Raw genomic sequence first — 16,923 nt, 5'->3', positions numbered from 1 at the left:
GGCTTCGGCGCGCGGCGCGGGTCTAAAGCCGCGGGTGGGTGTCACCGGTACGCACATTGCCGGTGACACCCTGCGCCCCCGTGGCAGGTTGTTGTCAGGCGCTACGCTGCTTCCGCAGTGCCTTGAATGCAGCTCCAATCCCTATGGCGGCCAGAATCCAAGGGCCTCCGACGATAATCGGATCGATCCATTGGTGGTTCACGTCCGCGCGTTTTTGCCCGTACCGTGAGCTGAGGCCGTGCCGGCGGAACTCACTGGCCACCCCGGTCTCGGTGAACGGGTTGTCGGGGTGGAGAGTCGCAAAGGACTTCAGATGGTGCTCCCAGGCGTCCACCCTGTCGGCTGCGACCAGCAACAGCCAGTGCGCCGCCCGGCCCTCACTGTACTTGTAGGCATATCTCCGGATGGCACCCGAGACCCCGGCCGGAGGGGTGGAGGTCCCGAAAACCGGGGGCAGGACGGCGTGCTCGATGGATCGTTCCCGGGGCCATTTCTCCGGTTGGCGTTCCGGAAAGTCCCAATGCGCGCCTGTTTCGATCCCGGGTTGCTCCCGGGGGTAGGAGGGCCGGTCGGCCGGGTCGAGGTCAGCGCCCCATCCCGGGATCTGTGCCCGCAGGTCATCCGCGGACTTCTTTGGTGTGCGTTTGCCGGCGATATATGGCGTGGCTGTCTCAGTCATGATGCGCGTTCCCTTCAGGACTGGCCGGCAACAACCAGCGGCTTGATGATATTGTCCAGTTTTGCGGAGAAGATGTGGTATCCCTCCGCGATGTGTTCCAGCGGAATGCGGTGGGTGACGATGTCGCTGGGTTTCAGGTAGCCGTTACGGATGTGCTCGAACAGGCGCGGCCACTGCCGCTTGACCGGGCATTGGTTCATCCGCATGGTCAGGCCTTTGTTCATCGCGTCGCCAAACTTCACGGCGCTGAAGATGGGTCCGTACGCCCCGACGACGGATACCGTGCCGCCCTTGCGAACGGAATCGATGGCCCAGTTGAGGGCGATGGGGGAGCCGCCCTGCAATTTGAGCTTCGAAGCGGTGACGTGCTGGAGGAAGTTGCCGTCAGCCTCGGCGCCGACGGCGTCAATGACGACGTCGGCGCCCAGATAGTCGGTTTCCTTCTTCAGCTGCACAACGATGTCTTTGTAGTCCGTGAAGTTGAACGTCTCGGCGTGAGCGAAGGACCGCGCCTTCTCCAGCCGGTACTCCAGATGGTCGATCACGATCACCCGTCCGGCCCCCATCAGCCATGCGGACTTGGCTGCGAACAAACCCACCGGGCCGGCGCCGAACACCACCACGGTGTCGCCTTCAACGATATCCCCGAGCTGGGCGCCGAAGTACCCGGTGGGGCAGGCGTCGGTGAGCAGCACCGCGTCCTCCTCGTCCATCCAGTCCGGAATCTTTGACGGCCCCACGTCCGCAAAGGGAACCCGCACGAATTCCGCCTGCCCGCCGTCGTACCCTCCGCACGTGTGGGAGTAGCCGTAGATGCCGCCCACCGCCGTCGCATTGGGGTTGACGTTGTGGCAGTTGGAGTACAGGCCGCGGGCGCAGAAATAACAGGAGCCGCAGTAGACGTTGAACGGCACCATCACCCGGTCGCCGACCGCCAGATTCTGCACTGATGAGCCCACGTCGTGCACGGTCCCCACGAACTCGTGACCGAATGTCATTCCCACGCGGGTATCCGGCATCATGCCGTGGTAAAGGTGCAGGTCGGAGCCGCAAATGGCCCCTCTGCTCACCCTTACGATCGCGTCGTTCGGGTGCTCGATCTTCGGAATGTCTTTCTCTTCGACCCGTACCTTGTACGGGCCGCGGTAAACCATCGCTCGCATCAGCGCTACGTCCTCTCCGGAACTCTCTCAGACCCCGGCCGGGTGGAGGACGACTTTGGTCCAGCCGTCTTCGCGGCTGTCGAAGTTCCTGTAGCCCTCAGGGGCCTCGTCCAGCGGCAGCTCGTGGCTGACGATGAAAGAGGGACTGGCCTTTCCGCCGGCGATGAGGTCGCGCAGGGCCCGGTTGTACTTCTTGACGGGACACTGGCCGGAGCCCATGGTCTGCCCTTTGAACCAGTAGTTTCCGTAGTCGAAGGCCACTTGGCCCTCCTTGGCGAGCTTGTCGGGAGCGCCGGGGTCTTGAGGCAGGAACACGCCTACCACGCCCAGGCCGCCGACGAAGCGCACGGAGTCCACCAGCCGGTTCAGGGTGATGTTGGGTTGTTCGTTTCCGCCGGGATCGTGCGCCTGGTAGCCCACGCATTCGCAGCCCCGGTCCGCGCCGAAGCCCATGGTCTGGTCCTTGACGAATTCGACAGGATCCACTTCCGAATCGTTGACAGGAATGGCGCCGATTTGTTCGGCCAGCTTCAGCCGGTCATTTTGGCGATCGACGACCATGACTTTGCCGGCGCCTTTGATGATCGCCGAGTAGGCCGCCATGAGCCCCACGGGGCCTGCACCGTAAATCACGACAGAGTCGCCCGGGTACACCCCGGCCAGTTCAGTGGCATGCCACCCCGTGGGGAAAATGTCCGCGACCATGACGTAGTCGAGTTCTTTCTCCGCCGCATCCTCGCCAAGGCGCAGGCAGTTGAAGTCCCCGTACGGCACGCGCAGGTATTCGGCTTGTCCACCTTGGTATGGCCCCATGTCCGCGAAGCCGTAGGCGGCTCCGGCGAGCTTGGGTTCAGGCTGCATCGTCAAGCAGTAGTTGGTGAAGCCACGTTCGCAGTTTTTGCAGAATCCGCAGGCGACGTTGAACGGCAGTACCACTCGATCGCCCACTTTGACCTTGCTCACGGCAGGGCCTGTCTCCACCACCTCACCCAGGTTTTCATGTCCGAAGGAGCGGCCGGGTTCAAAGCTGGTGCGGCCTTCGTACATGTGGAGGTCGGAACCGCAAATGTTCGTTGAGGTGATGCGCACCAACACATCTGCGGGGTGCTCAATTTTGGCGTCGGGGATCTCCTCAACGCTGACGTCGTTCGGTCCTTTGTAAACTACTGCCTTCATTGTTCGCTCTCTTCCTATGTCCACCCTGTGGCCAGGCGCATGCATGGTCCAGGGCGCACGTCACCCAAGTAGGTGGGCGTGAGCCGCTAGGGCATGGGATACGTTTGGGACCTCTGAATTCCAACTAAGGCCCGAGAATTTGAAGTGGCCGGCCGGGAAGCCCGGCCGCACTCCTTTGCGAAATCGGTAGCTACCGTCCGTTAATGCTAAGCAAGCTTAGTAAGTATGTCGAGGGGTAGCGGACCGAAACAATTTCGGCGGGTTCTGCTAGGCCGGGCTAGTGCGACCGCTTTCCTGAAATCTGTCCGGGTTCTCCACCCAGGCCTGGATCGCTGGATAGAGGGACGGGAAGTCGGGGCCGCGAAGAGTGGACGGGCCGCTCGGGTGCTTGTGGCGATCGATGTACGCCGTGGCGCAGCCGGCTTCATGGGGGAGCCGCAGGTCGTTTTCCCAAATGTCGCCGACGCTGAGCACGCGACGGGGTGCGCGGTTTCGGAGCATTTGGGGGAGCAGCCCACTGAAACCGGAGGGTTTGCCGGCGTCCGCCCTGACCGCATCGATATGGCCGCCGAGCCCGAGGGCATGGAGGCTTTCGTTCACGCCGGACGCGGGAGCGTTGGTCACGACCACCCGGAGTGCACGGCCTGCGAGGCCGTGGAGGAATTCGGCGAGGCGGGGTGGGGCTGATATTGCCACCTCGCCCGCGTCCAGGCGCTGGCGGCTTTCGGTAAAGGCGGCATTCAGCTGATCGGCCTGGAGGTGGGGCCCGAAGAGGCCCGCGACGGCGGCGTAACCGTCAGGGTAACGCCGTTCGTCCGTGTCGTTGTTGAGGAAGCGGTCCAAGGCCTTGAGCAAGGTCCTGCTGGTCGGTGCCGGGAGCCTGCGGCCGGCGGCTTCGGCGTAGGCGTGTACGGGTCCGTCCCCGAGGCAAATGGTGCCATCGAAGTCCAGAACCAGCAGCGGCAACGGTGAGTCAAAGACGGTGGCATCGCTGGCCACAGCCGGCGGGAGGGTATTCATGGGAGACTTTCGATCATTGGAGTGACGCGCCGCCGGAGCTCCGGCCGCTTGGCCGGAGCTCCTTCGCTGAGGACTTTAAGGGAGCTTGCGGCCGTCAAGGGTGTAGGAGGCCCCGTATTCGGGCAGGAGCCTGGGAACGTCCACTTGGAGGGCTTCGGGCCTGAATCCGTGGATGGGAACGACGACGCCTGGGTGGATGTCCGCGACCATCTTGTGGAGCGCTTCACCGGTGGCATGGCCCGTGGAGCCGATGCTGACAAAGGTGATGTCAAGCAGGTCGAGCCATTCCAGGTAGGTGTGCCAGTTGGCCATGAACGGGCCCAAGGGCTCGCCTTGGGCGTGGATGAACGGTACGAACGTTCCTAGCCCCCGATGCGGCGAGGCGAGGGGGAGGTCCAAGAGGCTGGGTACGTCTGAGACGTCGGGCTGGACCAAGTACGACGACGGGTGGGCACGGACGGCGTCCAGGCTTACGGTCCGGATTGATCCCCGTCCGCTCGCTTCGGCACGCACCACCGCTTCCGTATGGCCGCTGGTCTGCGGGCGGGAATGGTCCCACGTGAAGACGCCCTCGACCCCGTAGTGGTGCAACAGTGCGGCGGACTGCCCGGGCCAGACCAGGACCCGGCCGTGTGCGCTTGCATGGGCGATGAGGCGCTTGGCGCGGTCCACATCACGGACGTACATGCTTACCAGGGCCAGCCCGGGCGCGCGCGTCATGGCTTCTGCGGCCAGATCGAGTATGTCTGCTTCGCTTCGGGGTTCCTGGACGATGGCGTCGGCCGGCATATCGAAGGAGAGCAAGGTTGTTTCGGTGACCAGCATGTCCACCCCCGCGACCCGGTCCACGAAGCCCCGGCTGCGCATCGCGCCGTCGCGGTGGAAGTTCAAATCCCCGGTGTACGCGAGCGTTCCATCAGGTGTCGTGACCAGGAATCCGCATGCCCCGGGGATGTCGTGGTCAACGGGAACCGCTTCGACGGTGATGTCCCCGATGGCGACCGTCCCTGTGATGGGCGTCAAGTCCGGCTGGTTGCCGGGCCCTGCGGTCCCGGAGACGGCAATGGCCGCCTCGAGCAGTACCGTGTCGGGGTGCGCGTACACGGGGATGTCGGGCCTGAGGAAGCCGAGGGCGCCGTCGTGGTCCAGATGGGCATGGGAGAGGAACACGGCGGTCTGTCGGTTGTCGGGTCGGCCCAGGTCTGCGCCAGGGTGCAGCTGGGCAGGGTCATAGACACCGGGAATGGCGGGGGCATACCCGACGGCGAGGCGATCGCGCAGTTCGAACCCGGGGCGTTCCCGCACCGGGGCCCGGAACAAGTCTTGCTCGGACGGGATGTCCAAGCCCATGTCCAGGAGCACGCGCGCGGTGGGCGTGGAGACCATGATCTTGGACGATCCGATCACTCCGATCCCGCCAAAGAATTCAATTGTTGTCATGCCTGGCCCCGTTCGTGGGTGTTGATCGTGTTGTGGTTCGTCAGCCACGGACACTGCCCTGTGTGCCGTAGACGCCGGTGACGAAATATTTTTGCAGGAACAGGAAGAGCGCGATGATGGGCAGCGTGGTAAAGGAGACCGCCGCGCAGAGTCCTGTCCAATCTGTTCCCTCGGTGCCGTAGAAGGCCTGAAGCCCTACTTCTATGGGCCGGACAGCGTCGGATTTGGTCATGATGTAGGGCCAGACGAATGCGTTCCAGGAACCCATGAAGGAGTTCAGCGCCACCAGGACGAGGCTGGGCGCGGCAAGCGGCGCGGCCACCGAGAACAGCATCCGGAACGGGCCGGCACCATCCATTTCGGCTGCTTCAAAAAGTTCCTTGGGCAGTGTGAGGAAAAACTGCCGGAGCAGGAAGATCCCGAAGACCGATGCGCCCCAGGGGACGATCTGAATCAGGTAGGTGTCGTACCATCCCAGCTTCTGGGCAATGATGAAATTGGGTATGAGCAACACGGTTTGGGGCACCATCATGGCGCTCATGACCAGCAGGAAGAGGACCCCCTTGCCGCGGAACCGCATGAGGGCGAACGCGAATCCCGCCAGGAGCGAGGTGATCAGGACCAACAAGACCACGCTGCCTGCGATCAGGACCGTGTTTCCGAAGTACGTCAGCCAGGGGCTCTTGCCCCAAGCCTTGGCGTAGTTGGAAAAGTCCCAGGCCGGCCAGAGCTTGGGCGGGAAGGTGAAGACGTCCGCGTCCGAGGCGACGCTCGTGATCAGCATCCACAGGATGGGGATCAGAAACAGGAGTCCGACGGCGACGGCGGCAGCTGGCTGCAGCAGCCGCCCCACCCGCCCGTGGGGGTTACCTGGGGTGCGCCATGTCCGCCCCCCGGCGATCCGCAGCGGCCGGGTGAGCCGGCCGCTGCGGATCGCCTGGGCATTCGTTTGAGTTCCCGTGGTGGGGCTCATGGTGGATGTTCTTGTTTCCACAGCTGTTACTAGGAACCCTTCATGGCCTTCATGGCGGAGTCCTGGGCGGCGGCCAGGGCATCCCGGGAACTGGTCGACCCGTTGACGGCGGCCTGGATGGCCTGGGCCAGCGCGCCGGAGGCCTTGTTGACCCAGGACTTCGGCGGCAGGGGAGTGGCGGAGTCAAGCTGGTTGGTGGCGTCGGTCACGAAGGGGGTCTTGGCAGCGTAGTCCTTGAACGCCGGCTGGGCCATGGCGTCCTTACTGACGGGCAGGTAGCCGGTCGTGGCCGACCAGTACGCCATTTCCTCGGGGGAAGTCAGGAATTGCATGTATTTCCAGGCTGCAGCCTTTTCGGCGTCCGAGCTCTTGGAGAAGAGCGCGATGTTGGTGCCGGCGAGCTGGTTGGCCGGACCTTTGGGGCCTGAGGGCAGCGCCGCGACGCCGAGTTTGAATTTGTCGCCCACAGCCTTCAGGTTGAACGGGTAGCTGGCCACGCTGGAAACATCGAACGCGCCGGTGCCGCCGCCCAGTGCGGCCTGGCCGGGGTAGTTGGTCCCCAGCGCCAGGGAGCCTTCCTTCTTCATCCGGACAAGATAGTCCATTGCCTTGACCGCGCCGTCCTTGGTGAACTGCGGCGTCCCGTCGGCCGCGAAGACGGGATCGCCCATCGATTCGGCCAGAATCTCAAAGAATGCCGTGCCGCCGGCCGGTCCCGAGGAACTGCCCGGGTCGATCGACAGGGCAACCGTGTTGCCTGTCGACGCTGCCTTCGCGGTTGCGGCGAACTCGTCCCAGGTCTTGGGCGCCGCCGGCACCATGGTGGGGTTGAAGTACTGGACCACGACGGACTTGTTGAAGGGCCACATCCAGGTTTTGCCGTCGGCGAGTTTCATGTCCTTCTTGATGCCGGTGAAGAAGCTCTGATACTGATCGCTCTTGGCCGCGTAGTCATCCAAGGGGACGATTACTTGGCTTGCCGCGAATTCATCGGCCCAGCTTCCGTACACCTGCGCGATCGTGGGGGGTGTCCCCGCCGCGGTCTGGGCATTGATCTTCGTCTGCAGGGTCCCGTAATCGGGCTGGTCCTGCAACTGGACCTTGATGTTGGGGTTCTTGTCCATGAAGTCTTTGGTCATCTTGGCCAGTGCGGTCTTCTGTGCGCCTGACGACATCGCCTCCATGAAGGTGATGGTCGCGGGTGCTCCGGTGTCTGCGGGGACTGTGCTGCCGGACCCGGCATTCGTGCCGGCACCGCAGGCGGTGAGGGTGAGCCCCGCGGCAAGCAATGCCGATGTTGCAAATATCAAGCGCTTGCCGTGCATGTGCGCAGGGTTGGTGTTCGGTGTCACTTTGTTCTCCTATAAGTGGTAAAGAAGGGGTTTTGCCGGAATGCCTTAGGCGTTCCGTCCAAGGGAGCGAGTGGTCCGCAGCTGCAGGATTGAGAGCGCTACGGTGATGCCGAAGAGGACTACGGCCAGCGCGGCGGCGTAGCCGGTTTTTCTGAAGACGAATGCTTGCTGGTAGAGCTGGAAGCCCAGAGTTGCCGTGTCGAACCCGGGGCCTCCGCCGGTCATCATGAAGAACTGTGTGAAAGCCTGCAGTGAAGCCACCGACGAGACCACGATGACGAAGATGACAACGGGACGAAGCTGCGGGAAGGTGACGTTCCAAAATTCCTGCCAGGCGTTGCATCCGTCCAGGCGGGCTGCCTCGGCCAGTTCTGTCGAAATGGTGGTCAGGCCGCCGAGGAAGATCACTGTGGTGAACCCGATTTCGTGCCACAGCGAGTAGATGATCACCGCCGGCATGGCGAAGCGGGAATTGCCGAGCCAGTCGATGTTCGGGATCCCGAACCAACTCATGACCAGGTTGGCTAGGCCGAAACGCGGATTGAAAATCCAGACCCAAACAATCGAGGTGGCCACCAACGGGGTTACGTGAGCCAGGAAGACGGCGGTGCGGGCGGCAACGTTGATCCTGCCTGCCTTGCGCAACAGCATGGCCAGCGCCAGCGAGATCGCCGTCCCGCCCACCACCATGGCAACCACAAAATAGCCCGAGGTCAGCAAAGTTGCGGCAAACGGCGGATCCTGTGAGCCGTCCACCAGCATCTGGTAATTGGCCACGCCCACGAACTTGTTCTGATCGGGGTTCAGCCAGTTCCACTTGAACGTGCTGACGATAAACGTGAAAACGGTCGGCCCGATGGTGAAGACCAGAAAGATCAGGATGGCCGGGAGGATCAAAAGATACGCCACCGGTGACCGCAGACCGGACCTGCCCCGGGATGCCGCGGGCCTGCCCTGAACGATCGACTTCAAGGTAACTCCCAACTTCAAGTTGGCCTTTACGGCCCTTGGTGGGTCACCAAGATTCCTACGTTCCGGTCACAACGTGACGCAACGGGAACCGGATGGTGAACCGTCATGAAACAAAAAACGGACGTTGCCCGCGCCGGTGCTACTTGGCGAGCAGTTTGCGGAGGAACACAGCGAGTCCCTCAATGCTGAGCACGACGCCGATGACCAGCAGCGTGAAGGTGGCCACGACGTTGTACTTGCTCAGCTGGGCGGCGTTGAACATCGCCTGCCCCACGCCCCCGGCACCAACCACCGCAAGGACGGTCGCCGCGCGGACATTGCTGTCCAAGGCATAGAAAATGTGTCCGATGAACGCCGGCGAAGCCTGGGGCAAGGTTGATGAGAAGTACACCTGCGGCCGGGAAGCTCCCACCGCTTTGAGCGCCCGCTCGGGACCGGGGTCCACTTCCTCGATCGAGTCGGCCAGAAGCTTGCCGAGCAGGCCCACCGTGCCGATGCCCAGGGCGAGTGCCGCAGCACTGCCGCCAAGACCTGTCACGAGGATCAGCACAATGGCGAGAATAAGCTCCGGGATGCCGCGGATCGTCAACAGGAAGAGCCGGGCGCCTGTGCGGGCGGAACTATTGAGGGCCACGTTCCGCGCGGCAAGGGAACCCACGATGCTGGAGAACACCACGCCGATCAGCGTGCCGGCGAGCGCGATGGCCACGGTGTCCCACAGCATGGCGAGGGCCTGGGACCAGGTGTATTCGCCGGTCGTGAGGGGGAGGAGGTTGGAAAGGCGGCCGGGCAGGACAGCCCACACGTTAAGGAAGTCACCCCACGCGGGCTGGGCTATGAATGCCGAGGCGGCAATGACTGCGAGTGCGGTCCAGCCCAGCACGGCTCCGCGGGCACGTACCCACCTGGTGGGGGTCTCCGGCGTCGTGTGCCCGCCGCCCAGGATCATCCGGCGGATGGCGACCGAGATGATCTCCATGGCAACACAAAGCAAAAGCAGGATCAGGGCAACCGCCATTGCCCGCTTGTAATCGAGCCGCTGGATGCTCGCGGACAGCTCGTAGCCAAGCCCGGGCATGCCGACGTACCCGAGGATCGCCGACGCCCTGAGGTTGATGTCGTTCCGGTGCAGGATCGTAGCGATCCAACTGGGAGCCACCTGCGGGAGGATGCCGGAGGCGAACTCCTGCATTTTTGTCCCGCCGGCGGCACGGATGGCAATGCGCGGGCCCTCGTCGATCTGCTCGATCGCGTCGGCGAAGAGTTTGCCGACCATGCCGACTGAATGCAGCCCGATGGCAAGGATGCCCGGAAGCGAGCCGAGGCTGAACATCGTGGCCAGGATGATGATGAGGATGAGTTCGGGAAAGGCGCGTGCCAACACCGTGATGGCACGTCCGATCCATTGCAGGGTTGGGTGCGGGCTGGTGTTCCGTGCCGCCCAGTACGCCACAGGCACCGAGATGATGGCCGCGACCACGGTTCCGCAGATGACAATCGCAAGCGTCAGGACCGTGAGCCAGAGCAGTTCCCCGGGTTCGGAGAAGTCCAGGGGGACCATCCGCGCAAAGAAGCGCTGTGCAGAGGTGATGCTCTTCTGGAAGCCGACGCTCGAAAAATCCAAAGTAGTGAACGCCAACAGTGCGGCAAGCACAAAGGCGCCCAGCACGCCGGCGATCGTCAGCGAGGCCGCGCGGCGGCTGCCCGCTCCGTCCCGGGCCCGCGATGTCTTCGGCTGGGCCGGGGGAGCGGCAAGGGCTGTCACGACGCCGCCCGCCCGGCCGCCGCCGTCGTCGTGTCCTGCGCTACCAGCTCGGCCGGCACATCGGGCGCCACCGCCCGGTAAATCCGCATGACCGAATCTTTGTCAATGCCCGCGGTAGGTGTGTCCAGGACTACCTTGCCGCCGCGCAGGCCCACCAAGCGGTCACCCCAGGACATCGCAAGCTCCACTTGGTGGAGGCAGCAGAGGACCGTGAGGCCCCGCTCGCGGCCGATCTCGCGGATGAGGTCCATGACCTGCTGCGAGGACTCGGGATCAAGGGACGCAACGGGCTCGTCGGCGAGAAGGATCTCGGGGGACTGCATGAGCGCCCGCGCGATCGCGACGCGCTGCTGCTGGCCGCCTGACAAGGTGTCGGCCCGCTGGTGCTCGCGGCCGCCAAGGCCAACGCGATCGAGGTGGCCGAGCGCCGTCGTACGGAGTTCCTTGGGGTACATCCACGTTCCCATGCGCGGTCCCTTGAGGCGTGCAAGGGAACCGGTGAGCACGTTTTCGAGCACCGAAAGGGAGCCGACGAGTTCGAACTGCTGGAAAACGACGCCAATGCGGGAGCGCAGGCTGCGTAGCCGTTTGCCGCGGAGGGCAGCGACGTCTTCGCCGAGGACGCGGACGTTGCCTGCGGTAGGGACGTCGAGCTGGTTGATGTGGCGCAGGAGGGTTGACTTGCCGGATCCCGACAAGCCGAGGAGGACGACGATCTCGCCCTCCTCGACCGTGAGGCTCACACCGTCGAGGGCGCGGGTTCCGCCGTATTGCTTGACAAGTCCGTCGATTTCGACGGCGTGAGCGTTGGGCATGGCTCAGACGCCTTCGCAGGTTTTGACGTCGGGAAGAGTCTTGCAGAGGTCGCGCAGGTTGTTGTAGTAGGCGTCGTCGACGGGCTTGTAGCCTTCGGCGAAGAACTTCTCAAATGCCGGCGACGTGGTGATGCCGGCGGTCTTGAGGTCTGCGATGGTCACCTTGGACATCTTGTCCTTCAGCTGGGACTTGAGGTCGGCCGGGAGGGTGTCGGCGACTGCGAAGGGCGGGCCGGGAACGAAGGCCTTGTCAACGATTTTGAGATCTTCCGGTTTGAACAGGCCGGCGGCCGGTCCGGTGGTGGTGACGGTGATTTCCTGCGCGAAGCCCGCATCGCATTCCTTGCCCTGCGCGGTCTTCTGTGCCGAGACGTCATGCTTGCCCGCGAACACGGGCGTGTAGTCGCCCTTCTTGATGCCGGCCTTGTTGAGGAGGTACTGCGGGAACAGGTATCCGGACGTCGAGTTTTCGTTGACGAAGCAGACCTTTTTGCCCTTGAAACCGGCAATGTCCTTGATCCCCGACGCGGCCGGGACGATGGCGGTTGAGTAGTAACCGGGCTCGTGGGTGCTGGCGTCGACGGTAGCGCCCACCGGCGTGAAATGCGCACCCTTGGCCTTTGCCTGGAGGTAGGTGAAGGCCGAGAACGAAACCACGTCCACCTGGCCGGCGACGCTGGCCTCGATCAGCGCAGCGTAGTTCGAGGATTCCTTGACCTCAACCTTTTTGCCCGTGACCTTGGCAACGTAATCGGCAACGGGCTGCCAAGTAGAGGTCGCGGCGCTCTCATCCGGAACCATGCCGATGATGAGGGTGTTGGAGTCCTTGGCGAAGGTGCCGGAGCTGGTGGCCGACGTGTTGCCCGCAGGGGTGGAGCATGCGCTGAGGGCGAGGATCGCGGTCAGCGCAATAGCCGAGGCCTTGGCGGCGCGGCTCGCAGAGACGAGTGACATGGGGTGCCTTCCGGTGATGAGTGATGAGTAACAGGCAAACTCTCGGCCGCGGTCTGGAAGTTTTCGTGCTGAATTCGGGTGGGAAACGTTAACAGAAAGCGAACTCTTACAAACGCGCCTCCCGGCTTGCGGTTGAGCACTCTCCTCGATGGGTTCCCACCCGCAGATGGCCGGGCTACTATCGACCTCGTCACAGTCGTGTGCCCGAGGTCATGCGGCGGCAGCCCGACCAACCGGAGGTACCTGATGGCGAATCCGTCGCAACGGCGCGGGGTCGCCGGGGCTCTCCTGGAGCTGTTTCTCTGGTGGATCGCGGGAACCCTCTCCTGGCTGGTCACCGTGCCTACCGTGACGGTAGCGGAGACCGTGGCGGCGGCGTCGACGGCGCTACTCGGCGCGGTCCTTGCCCGAATGGCCCGGCGCGCCATGGATTTCCAGGCCGCACCGAGGGGCATTTGGCTGCGCTGGGCAGCCCTTGTACCCGCCGCGGCCGTGGCCGACACCGTTCGCCTTGCACGCTGGCTCGCCGGCCCGCGGCACGAATCCTTGAGCGCGCACAGGATGCCGGGAACGCCAAGCCCCCAGGCCACCGGATGGAGGGCGGGCGCCATGATCGCGATGTCGGCAACCCCTGGATCCGTGGTCTACTCCTCGGATCCGGACGGAGACCGGATCCGTGTCCACGTCCTCGCACAAGGCTGGCCGGATCTCGACAGGCAGGTTTCCCCGGGCGCAGGACGGGGGTCCTGAATGGATGCCGTCAGCTTGTGGTCAGCCGCGACCTTGGCGTTGCTGCTCCTCGGGGTCGTTCCCAGCCTCTTCCTGGTTGCCCGCGGGAGCAACGTCCAGCGTTTGGTGGGACTCCAGCTGCTCACAGGCTGCAGCATCATGGTCCTGATCGGCCTGTCAATCATCGTCGCCCAGTCTTCATATCTGATCGTCCCCCTTGTGCTCGCCGTGCTCGCCTCGAGCGGGACCCTCGTCTACACCAAGCTCCTGAAACCGGGTATCGATGAGCAAGCAGTCACGGAGGACGAATGACCGCCCTGATCTTCGAAGCGATCTTCGCCGGACTGGGAGTGCTGGCAGCGGCTTTCGGCTGCGTCGGAGCCGCATTGGCGCGTGAACCCCTCGCCAGGCTGCATTTCCTGGCACCCGTGACGACCCTCGGAGTACCGCTTTTCTCCGTCGCAGCCGTAATTTACTTTGGCTTCTCCTTGGGAAGCGCCACCATCATCTTCATCGCACTGGTTGTCGCCTTCGGCGGTCCCGCAGTCACGGTGGCGGTTGGGCGGGCGCTCGCTGACGAGCGGGGACTGGACGTCGGAAGGGCGCCCGAATGAACGACGGCGTGCTGAACAACCTCGTGATTGCCGTGAGCCTCACACTCGTGCTCTTCGGAGCCGCAGCCGTGGTGCTGACCCGTGGTCCTTCAAAGCAAGCCGTGGTCCTCTCCTGTTATGGACTGCTGCTCACCATCATGTTCGTCGTCCTCCAAGCACCCGACGTGGCGCTCAGCCAAGTGGCCATCGGAACGGCCGTGGTCCCTCTGATCGTGGTCCTCTCGATTCGGAAGATCTCGGTCATCCGCGCCGAACACCGCGCAATGGACGAAGAGGAGAAAAAATGACGCGGCGGATCCGCCTGGTCGTCCTCGGCGTCGGCATCGCCGTCGTAGCCGTCATGATGTCGCTCGCTTTCACGGGAATGCAACACTTCGGCGGAGACGTCCACGCATACCGCGACTCGGCCGTCGGGGCCACCTTCGCCCATGGCACCGCCAACGCCGTTTCAAGCGTCAACTTCGATGTGCGGGGCTTCGACACTTTCGGGGAAGAGACGATCCTGTTTTGCGCCGTCGTCGGCGTCGCTGCATTGCTGAGGCCGGTCCACCGCGAACGACGGCGTGAGGTCAGCGACGAGGGCCACGTACTCGAATCGACGAACCTCCTGGTCTACATCCTTTTTCCGCTGACGATCGTCCTCGCCGGCAACGTCATAGCGCACGGAGCCGTCACCCCGGGCGGTGGCTTCCAAGGCGGGGTGGTCCTCTCCACGGGCATCCACCTGCTCTACGTCGGCGGCCGCTACAGCCTCCTGCGCAAGCTGCGTCCCCTTGCATGGTTCCATCAAGGCGAGGCGCTCGGCGTCGTCTTGTTCGGTGCCCTGGGAATAGCCGGTGCGGCGCTAGGTTCGGCGCTCTTCGCCAACGTCATCCCGCAAGGCCAGCTCAGCGACTTCATCTCAGCCGGAACGGTACCGTTCTTCAACGTCGCAGTGGGAATGACAGTATGCAGTAGCGTCGTCGTCCTCTTGGCCAGCTTCCTTGAGCAGGCACTCGCAATCCGTGCCGAACCAGGAAGCCAACCCGGGCGCAAGCCGGGCACCAGTGACGAGGAAGGGGCGGCATCGTGAGCTATTACGCTTACTTCGTTGCGGCTGCCATCATGCTTCTCGGCGTGGCAGGAATCGCCACCAGCCGCAATCTGGTCCACGCGGTGGTATGTCTGTCGGTTGCCCAGTCGGGCACCTACGTGCTGCTGATCGCCGTCGGCTTTCAGTACGGCGGCGTGGCGCCGATCTTCGGCGGCCAGGTCGACAGGACCACGGCGGTCGTCGACCCTGTGGTCCAGGCACTGGCGCTGACGGACGTTGTGGTGTCGGCCGCGGTGACCTCCATGCTGCTCGCCCTTGTTATCCAGATCGCCAAGCGGCACCAGGCGATCGATCCTGACCGCCTCGGCCGGTTGGAGGGCTGAGGCCGTGGTCACCGGGACGGTTGCCGCTTCGCTCATGCCCACCGCCGTCATCGTCCTCATCTTGGTCTCCTGTGTGCTGATGGCCCTGGGATCATACCTTCCCCGACGTTTTGCCGACGTCGTCTCGCTAGCTTCCGCTGTGGCGGCGGCGACGCTTGAGGTGCTCATGTTGGTGCCCGCCGGGAGCGAGCGCCTGGTCTATTGGATGGGCGCCTGGCAGCCCCAGGGCGGGCGCGCCGTCGGAATTGCGCTGGTGGGCGACCAGATCGGCATCGGGATCGCCCTCCTCGCGGCGGCGCTGATGGTCGCCTCCCTTGTTTTCTCGTGGCGCTACTTCGAATCGGACACCGTCCATTACCACGGGCTGATGGTGCTGTTCCTGGCGGGCATGACAGGGTTCGCGTTCGCGGGAGATGTCTTCACCATGTTCGTCTTCTTTGAGCTTATGGGCGTGGCCGCGTACGCGCTGACAGGGCTCAAGGCTGAAGACCCGTCCGCGGTCCACGGTGCGATCAACTTCGGCATCGTGAACTCGCTGGCCGCCTACTTTTCGCTCATGGGTGTCGGCCTCCTGTACGCGCGAACGGGAAGCCTGAACCTCGCGGCCATCTCCGAGGAGCTTCTTGGTGATCGGAGCCCGCTGATCGCGATCGGGTTCATCCTGCTGTGCGCGGGGTTCCTCGTCAAAGCCGCGATTGTCCCGTTCCATTTTTGGCTCGACGACGCCCACGCCGTCGCACCCTCGCCCGTGTGTGTGCTGTTCTCGGGGGTGATGGTCGAATTGGGCCTCTACGGCGTGGCGCGGGTGTACTGGGCAGGCTTCAGCGGCTCCCAGATCGGATCCTCGGTCCAGGTCCTTTTCATCGTTCTTGGGCTAGTGACCGCTGTGGTCGGCAGCATCATGTGTTTCCTCCAGCGTCACGTCAAGAGGCTGCTCGCGTACTCCACGATTGCCCATATGGGCGTCTTCCTGGCTGTTCTAGGTACTGCTTCCGCGGACGCATTGGGAGGGGTTGCCGTCTACGTCCTTGGCCACGCCGCGGTCAAAGGCTCCTTGTTCCTGCTGAGCGGCGTCATGCTGAACCGGTACGGCAGCGTCGACGAGTACACCTTGCGCGGCCGAGGCAAGGATTCCCGGGTGCTTGGAATCTCGTTCCTGGTTGCCGGGGCCGCGCTCGCGGGTGCGCCGCCTTTCGCTGTCGGACTGGGCAAGGGCATCGCCGAGCATGTCTCGTCGGCCGCAGGGCAGCTGTGGTTGCCGGTGCTGATGATCGGAGTGTCGGCTGTGACGGCCGCAGCAGTGCTCCGTGTCGGCGGCCGCGTCTTCCTGGGGCTTGGCGGACGCCCTGCCGGGATCGAGGCCGAAGGGATGAGCGGTGACGAGGAACGCATCGAAGTCCCCATCGGTCAGCGCAACCTCCCGATATCGATGGGGGCGCCGGCTTTGGGACTGCTGGCTTGCGCCCTTGCCCTGGGATTCCTCCCTTCGATCGGCGCTACCGCCGAGGAGTCCGCTGCACGGCTCATGGACCGTGCCGGCTATGTTTTTTCGGTACTCAAAGGCCCCGCCCCGTATATGCCGCATGCCGCCACGGGCGCCGCGTGGGAGCCGGCGAGCGTTGTGCTTGGACTGCTCACGACGGCGATTGCCGCAGGGATCGCGGCCGCCGCCCTCCGTGGCCAGCGTCTGCCTTCTGCGCTGGGCCGCCCCTCGCAGGCGGTCCAGCTCTCGTTGCGCGCCTTGCGGCGGCTGCATTCCGGGCGCGTCGGCGACTACGTCGTCTGGCTGCTTGTAGGCCTCGCCGCTGGGTGGGCGCTCGTGGCCGCCTGAGGCGCGCGGGCAGTGCAAGGTTCC

18 protein-coding genes are annotated in these 16,923 nt (G+C 64.1%); 7 read left to right on the top strand and 11 right to left on the bottom strand.

Annotation, left to right across the window (positions count from 1 at the left end):
• Positions 1–94: 94 nt before the first annotated feature.
• The 11 genes from L0B83_RS16085 to phnD all read right to left on the bottom strand — a co-directional run bounded on the left by L0B83_RS16085 (position 95) and on the right by phnD (position 12,309).
• Complete coding sequence (locus L0B83_RS16085) at positions 95–679, bottom strand: hypothetical protein (RefSeq protein WP_234759562.1); 585 nt, start codon at positions 677–679, stop codon at positions 95–97.
• A 14-nt stretch (positions 680–693) separates the two neighbouring features.
• Positions 694–1,842 (bottom strand): zinc-dependent alcohol dehydrogenase, encoded by a 1,149-nt coding sequence (locus tag L0B83_RS16080; RefSeq protein WP_234759561.1) that lies wholly within the window; start codon positions 1,840–1,842, stop codon positions 694–696.
• 27 nt (positions 1,843–1,869) lie between these two features.
• Positions 1,870–3,018, bottom strand: a complete 1,149-nt coding sequence (locus tag L0B83_RS16075) for a glutathione-independent formaldehyde dehydrogenase (protein WP_234759560.1) — start codon at positions 3,016–3,018, stop codon at positions 1,870–1,872.
• A gap of 267 nt (positions 3,019–3,285) precedes the next feature.
• Positions 3,286–4,038 (bottom strand): HAD family hydrolase, encoded by a 753-nt coding sequence (locus L0B83_RS16070; protein WP_234759559.1) that lies wholly within the window; start codon positions 4,036–4,038, stop codon positions 3,286–3,288.
• A 75-nt stretch (positions 4,039–4,113) separates the two neighbouring features.
• Positions 4,114–5,478, bottom strand: coding sequence for an MBL fold metallo-hydrolase (locus tag L0B83_RS16065; RefSeq protein WP_234759558.1), 1,365 nt, complete (start codon positions 5,476–5,478; stop codon positions 4,114–4,116).
• A gap of 40 nt (positions 5,479–5,518) precedes the next feature.
• Entirely contained in the window at positions 5,519–6,451 is a 933-nt protein-coding gene (locus tag L0B83_RS16060) for a carbohydrate ABC transporter permease (RefSeq protein WP_234759557.1), read from the bottom strand.
• Positions 6,452–6,480: 29 nt separating this feature from the next.
• Positions 6,481–7,803, bottom strand: a complete 1,323-nt coding sequence (locus tag L0B83_RS16055; RefSeq protein WP_234759556.1) for an ABC transporter substrate-binding protein — start codon at positions 7,801–7,803, stop codon at positions 6,481–6,483.
• Between the two features lie 45 nt (positions 7,804–7,848).
• On the bottom strand, positions 7,849–8,775 hold the full coding sequence (locus L0B83_RS16050) for a carbohydrate ABC transporter permease (RefSeq protein ID WP_234759555.1): 927 nt from the start codon (positions 8,773–8,775) through the stop codon (positions 7,849–7,851).
• Between the two features lie 139 nt (positions 8,776–8,914).
• Complete coding sequence (gene phnE / locus L0B83_RS16045) at positions 8,915–10,540, bottom strand: phosphonate ABC transporter, permease protein PhnE (protein ID WP_234759554.1); 1,626 nt, start codon at positions 10,538–10,540, stop codon at positions 8,915–8,917.
• A complete protein-coding gene (phnC, locus tag L0B83_RS16040) occupies positions 10,537–11,355 on the bottom strand; it encodes a phosphonate ABC transporter ATP-binding protein (RefSeq protein WP_234759553.1) in 819 nt (272 codons plus the stop codon). Before phnC ends, phnE begins: the two co-directional genes overlap by 4 nt.
• A 3-nt stretch (positions 11,356–11,358) precedes the next feature.
• Positions 11,359–12,309 carry a phosphate/phosphite/phosphonate ABC transporter substrate-binding protein gene (gene phnD / locus L0B83_RS16035; RefSeq protein ID WP_234759552.1) on the bottom strand — a complete coding sequence of 317 codons (951 nt, stop codon included), beginning with the start codon at positions 12,307–12,309 and terminating at the stop codon, positions 11,359–11,361.
• Between the two features lie 246 nt (positions 12,310–12,555).
• Between phnD and L0B83_RS16030 the strand changes: the two genes are divergently transcribed.
• From L0B83_RS16030 to L0B83_RS16000, 7 genes are read left to right on the top strand one after another with little or no spacing between them, the layout of a single operon-like run.
• Positions 12,556–13,059 (top strand): hypothetical protein, encoded by a 504-nt coding sequence (locus tag L0B83_RS16030; protein ID WP_234759551.1) that lies wholly within the window; start codon positions 12,556–12,558, stop codon positions 13,057–13,059.
• Entirely contained in the window at positions 13,060–13,350 is a 291-nt protein-coding gene (locus tag L0B83_RS16025; RefSeq protein ID WP_234759550.1) for a monovalent cation/H+ antiporter complex subunit F, read from the top strand.
• The gene (locus L0B83_RS16020; protein WP_234759549.1) at positions 13,347–13,652 is read left to right on the top strand and encodes a monovalent cation/H(+) antiporter subunit G; all 306 of its coding nucleotides are present in this window, start codon (positions 13,347–13,349) and stop codon (positions 13,650–13,652) included. The genes L0B83_RS16025 and L0B83_RS16020 overlap by 4 nt, the downstream gene beginning before the upstream one ends.
• Entirely contained in the window at positions 13,649–13,939 is a 291-nt protein-coding gene (locus L0B83_RS16015) for a Na(+)/H(+) antiporter subunit B (protein WP_234759548.1), read from the top strand. Before L0B83_RS16020 ends, L0B83_RS16015 begins: the two co-directional genes overlap by 4 nt.
• A complete protein-coding gene (locus L0B83_RS16010; RefSeq protein ID WP_234759547.1) occupies positions 13,936–14,724 on the top strand; it encodes an MnhB domain-containing protein in 789 nt (262 codons plus the stop codon). Before L0B83_RS16015 ends, L0B83_RS16010 begins: the two co-directional genes overlap by 4 nt.
• Positions 14,721–15,068, top strand: a complete 348-nt coding sequence (locus L0B83_RS16005; protein ID WP_234759546.1) for a sodium:proton antiporter — start codon at positions 14,721–14,723, stop codon at positions 15,066–15,068. Before L0B83_RS16010 ends, L0B83_RS16005 begins: the two co-directional genes overlap by 4 nt.
• A 4-nt stretch (positions 15,069–15,072) precedes the next feature.
• Positions 15,073–16,899 (top strand): complex I subunit 5 family protein, encoded by a 1,827-nt coding sequence (locus tag L0B83_RS16000; RefSeq protein WP_234759545.1) that lies wholly within the window; start codon positions 15,073–15,075, stop codon positions 16,897–16,899.
• The last annotated feature ends 24 nt before the right edge of the window (positions 16,900–16,923 follow it).

The sequence above is a fragment of the Arthrobacter alkaliphilus genome (genome assembly GCF_021483235.1).
GTDB classification, from domain to species: Bacteria; Actinomycetota; Actinomycetes; order Actinomycetales; family Micrococcaceae; genus Arthrobacter; species Arthrobacter alkaliphilus.
This window is presented reverse-complemented; position numbering and strand designations above follow the sequence as displayed.

What these genes read in the sequence shown, in the direction of transcription:
- L0B83_RS16085 (WP_234759562.1), bottom strand. Translation starts at nt 679, where the DNA reads ATGACTGAGACAGCCACGCCATATATCGCCGGCAAACGCACACCAAAG.
- L0B83_RS16080 (WP_234759561.1), bottom strand. Translation starts at nt 1,842, where the DNA reads ATGCGAGCGATGGTTTACCGCGGCCCGTACAAGGTACGGGTCGAAGAG.
- L0B83_RS16075 (WP_234759560.1), bottom strand. Translation starts at nt 3,018, where the DNA reads ATGAAGGCAGTAGTTTACAAAGGACCGAACGACGTCAGCGTTGAGGAG.
- L0B83_RS16070 (WP_234759559.1), bottom strand. Translation starts at nt 4,038, where the DNA reads ATGAATACCCTCCCGCCGGCTGTGGCCAGCGATGCCACCGTCTTTGAC.
- L0B83_RS16065 (WP_234759558.1), bottom strand. Translation starts at nt 5,478, where the DNA reads ATGACAACAATTGAATTCTTTGGCGGGATCGGAGTGATCGGATCGTCC.
- L0B83_RS16060 (WP_234759557.1), bottom strand. Translation starts at nt 6,451, where the DNA reads ATGAGCCCCACCACGGGAACTCAAACGAATGCCCAGGCGATCCGCAGC.
- phnC (WP_234759553.1), bottom strand. Translation starts at nt 11,355, where the DNA reads ATGCCCAACGCTCACGCCGTCGAAATCGACGGACTTGTCAAGCAATAC.
- phnD (WP_234759552.1), bottom strand. Translation starts at nt 12,309, where the DNA reads ATGTCACTCGTCTCTGCGAGCCGCGCCGCCAAGGCCTCGGCTATTGCG.
- L0B83_RS16030 (WP_234759551.1), top strand. Translation starts at nt 12,556, where the DNA reads ATGGCGAATCCGTCGCAACGGCGCGGGGTCGCCGGGGCTCTCCTGGAG.
- L0B83_RS16025 (WP_234759550.1), top strand. Translation starts at nt 13,060, where the DNA reads ATGGATGCCGTCAGCTTGTGGTCAGCCGCGACCTTGGCGTTGCTGCTC.
- L0B83_RS16020 (WP_234759549.1), top strand. Translation starts at nt 13,347, where the DNA reads ATGACCGCCCTGATCTTCGAAGCGATCTTCGCCGGACTGGGAGTGCTG.
- L0B83_RS16015 (WP_234759548.1), top strand. Translation starts at nt 13,649, where the DNA reads ATGAACGACGGCGTGCTGAACAACCTCGTGATTGCCGTGAGCCTCACA.
- L0B83_RS16010 (WP_234759547.1), top strand. Translation starts at nt 13,936, where the DNA reads ATGACGCGGCGGATCCGCCTGGTCGTCCTCGGCGTCGGCATCGCCGTC.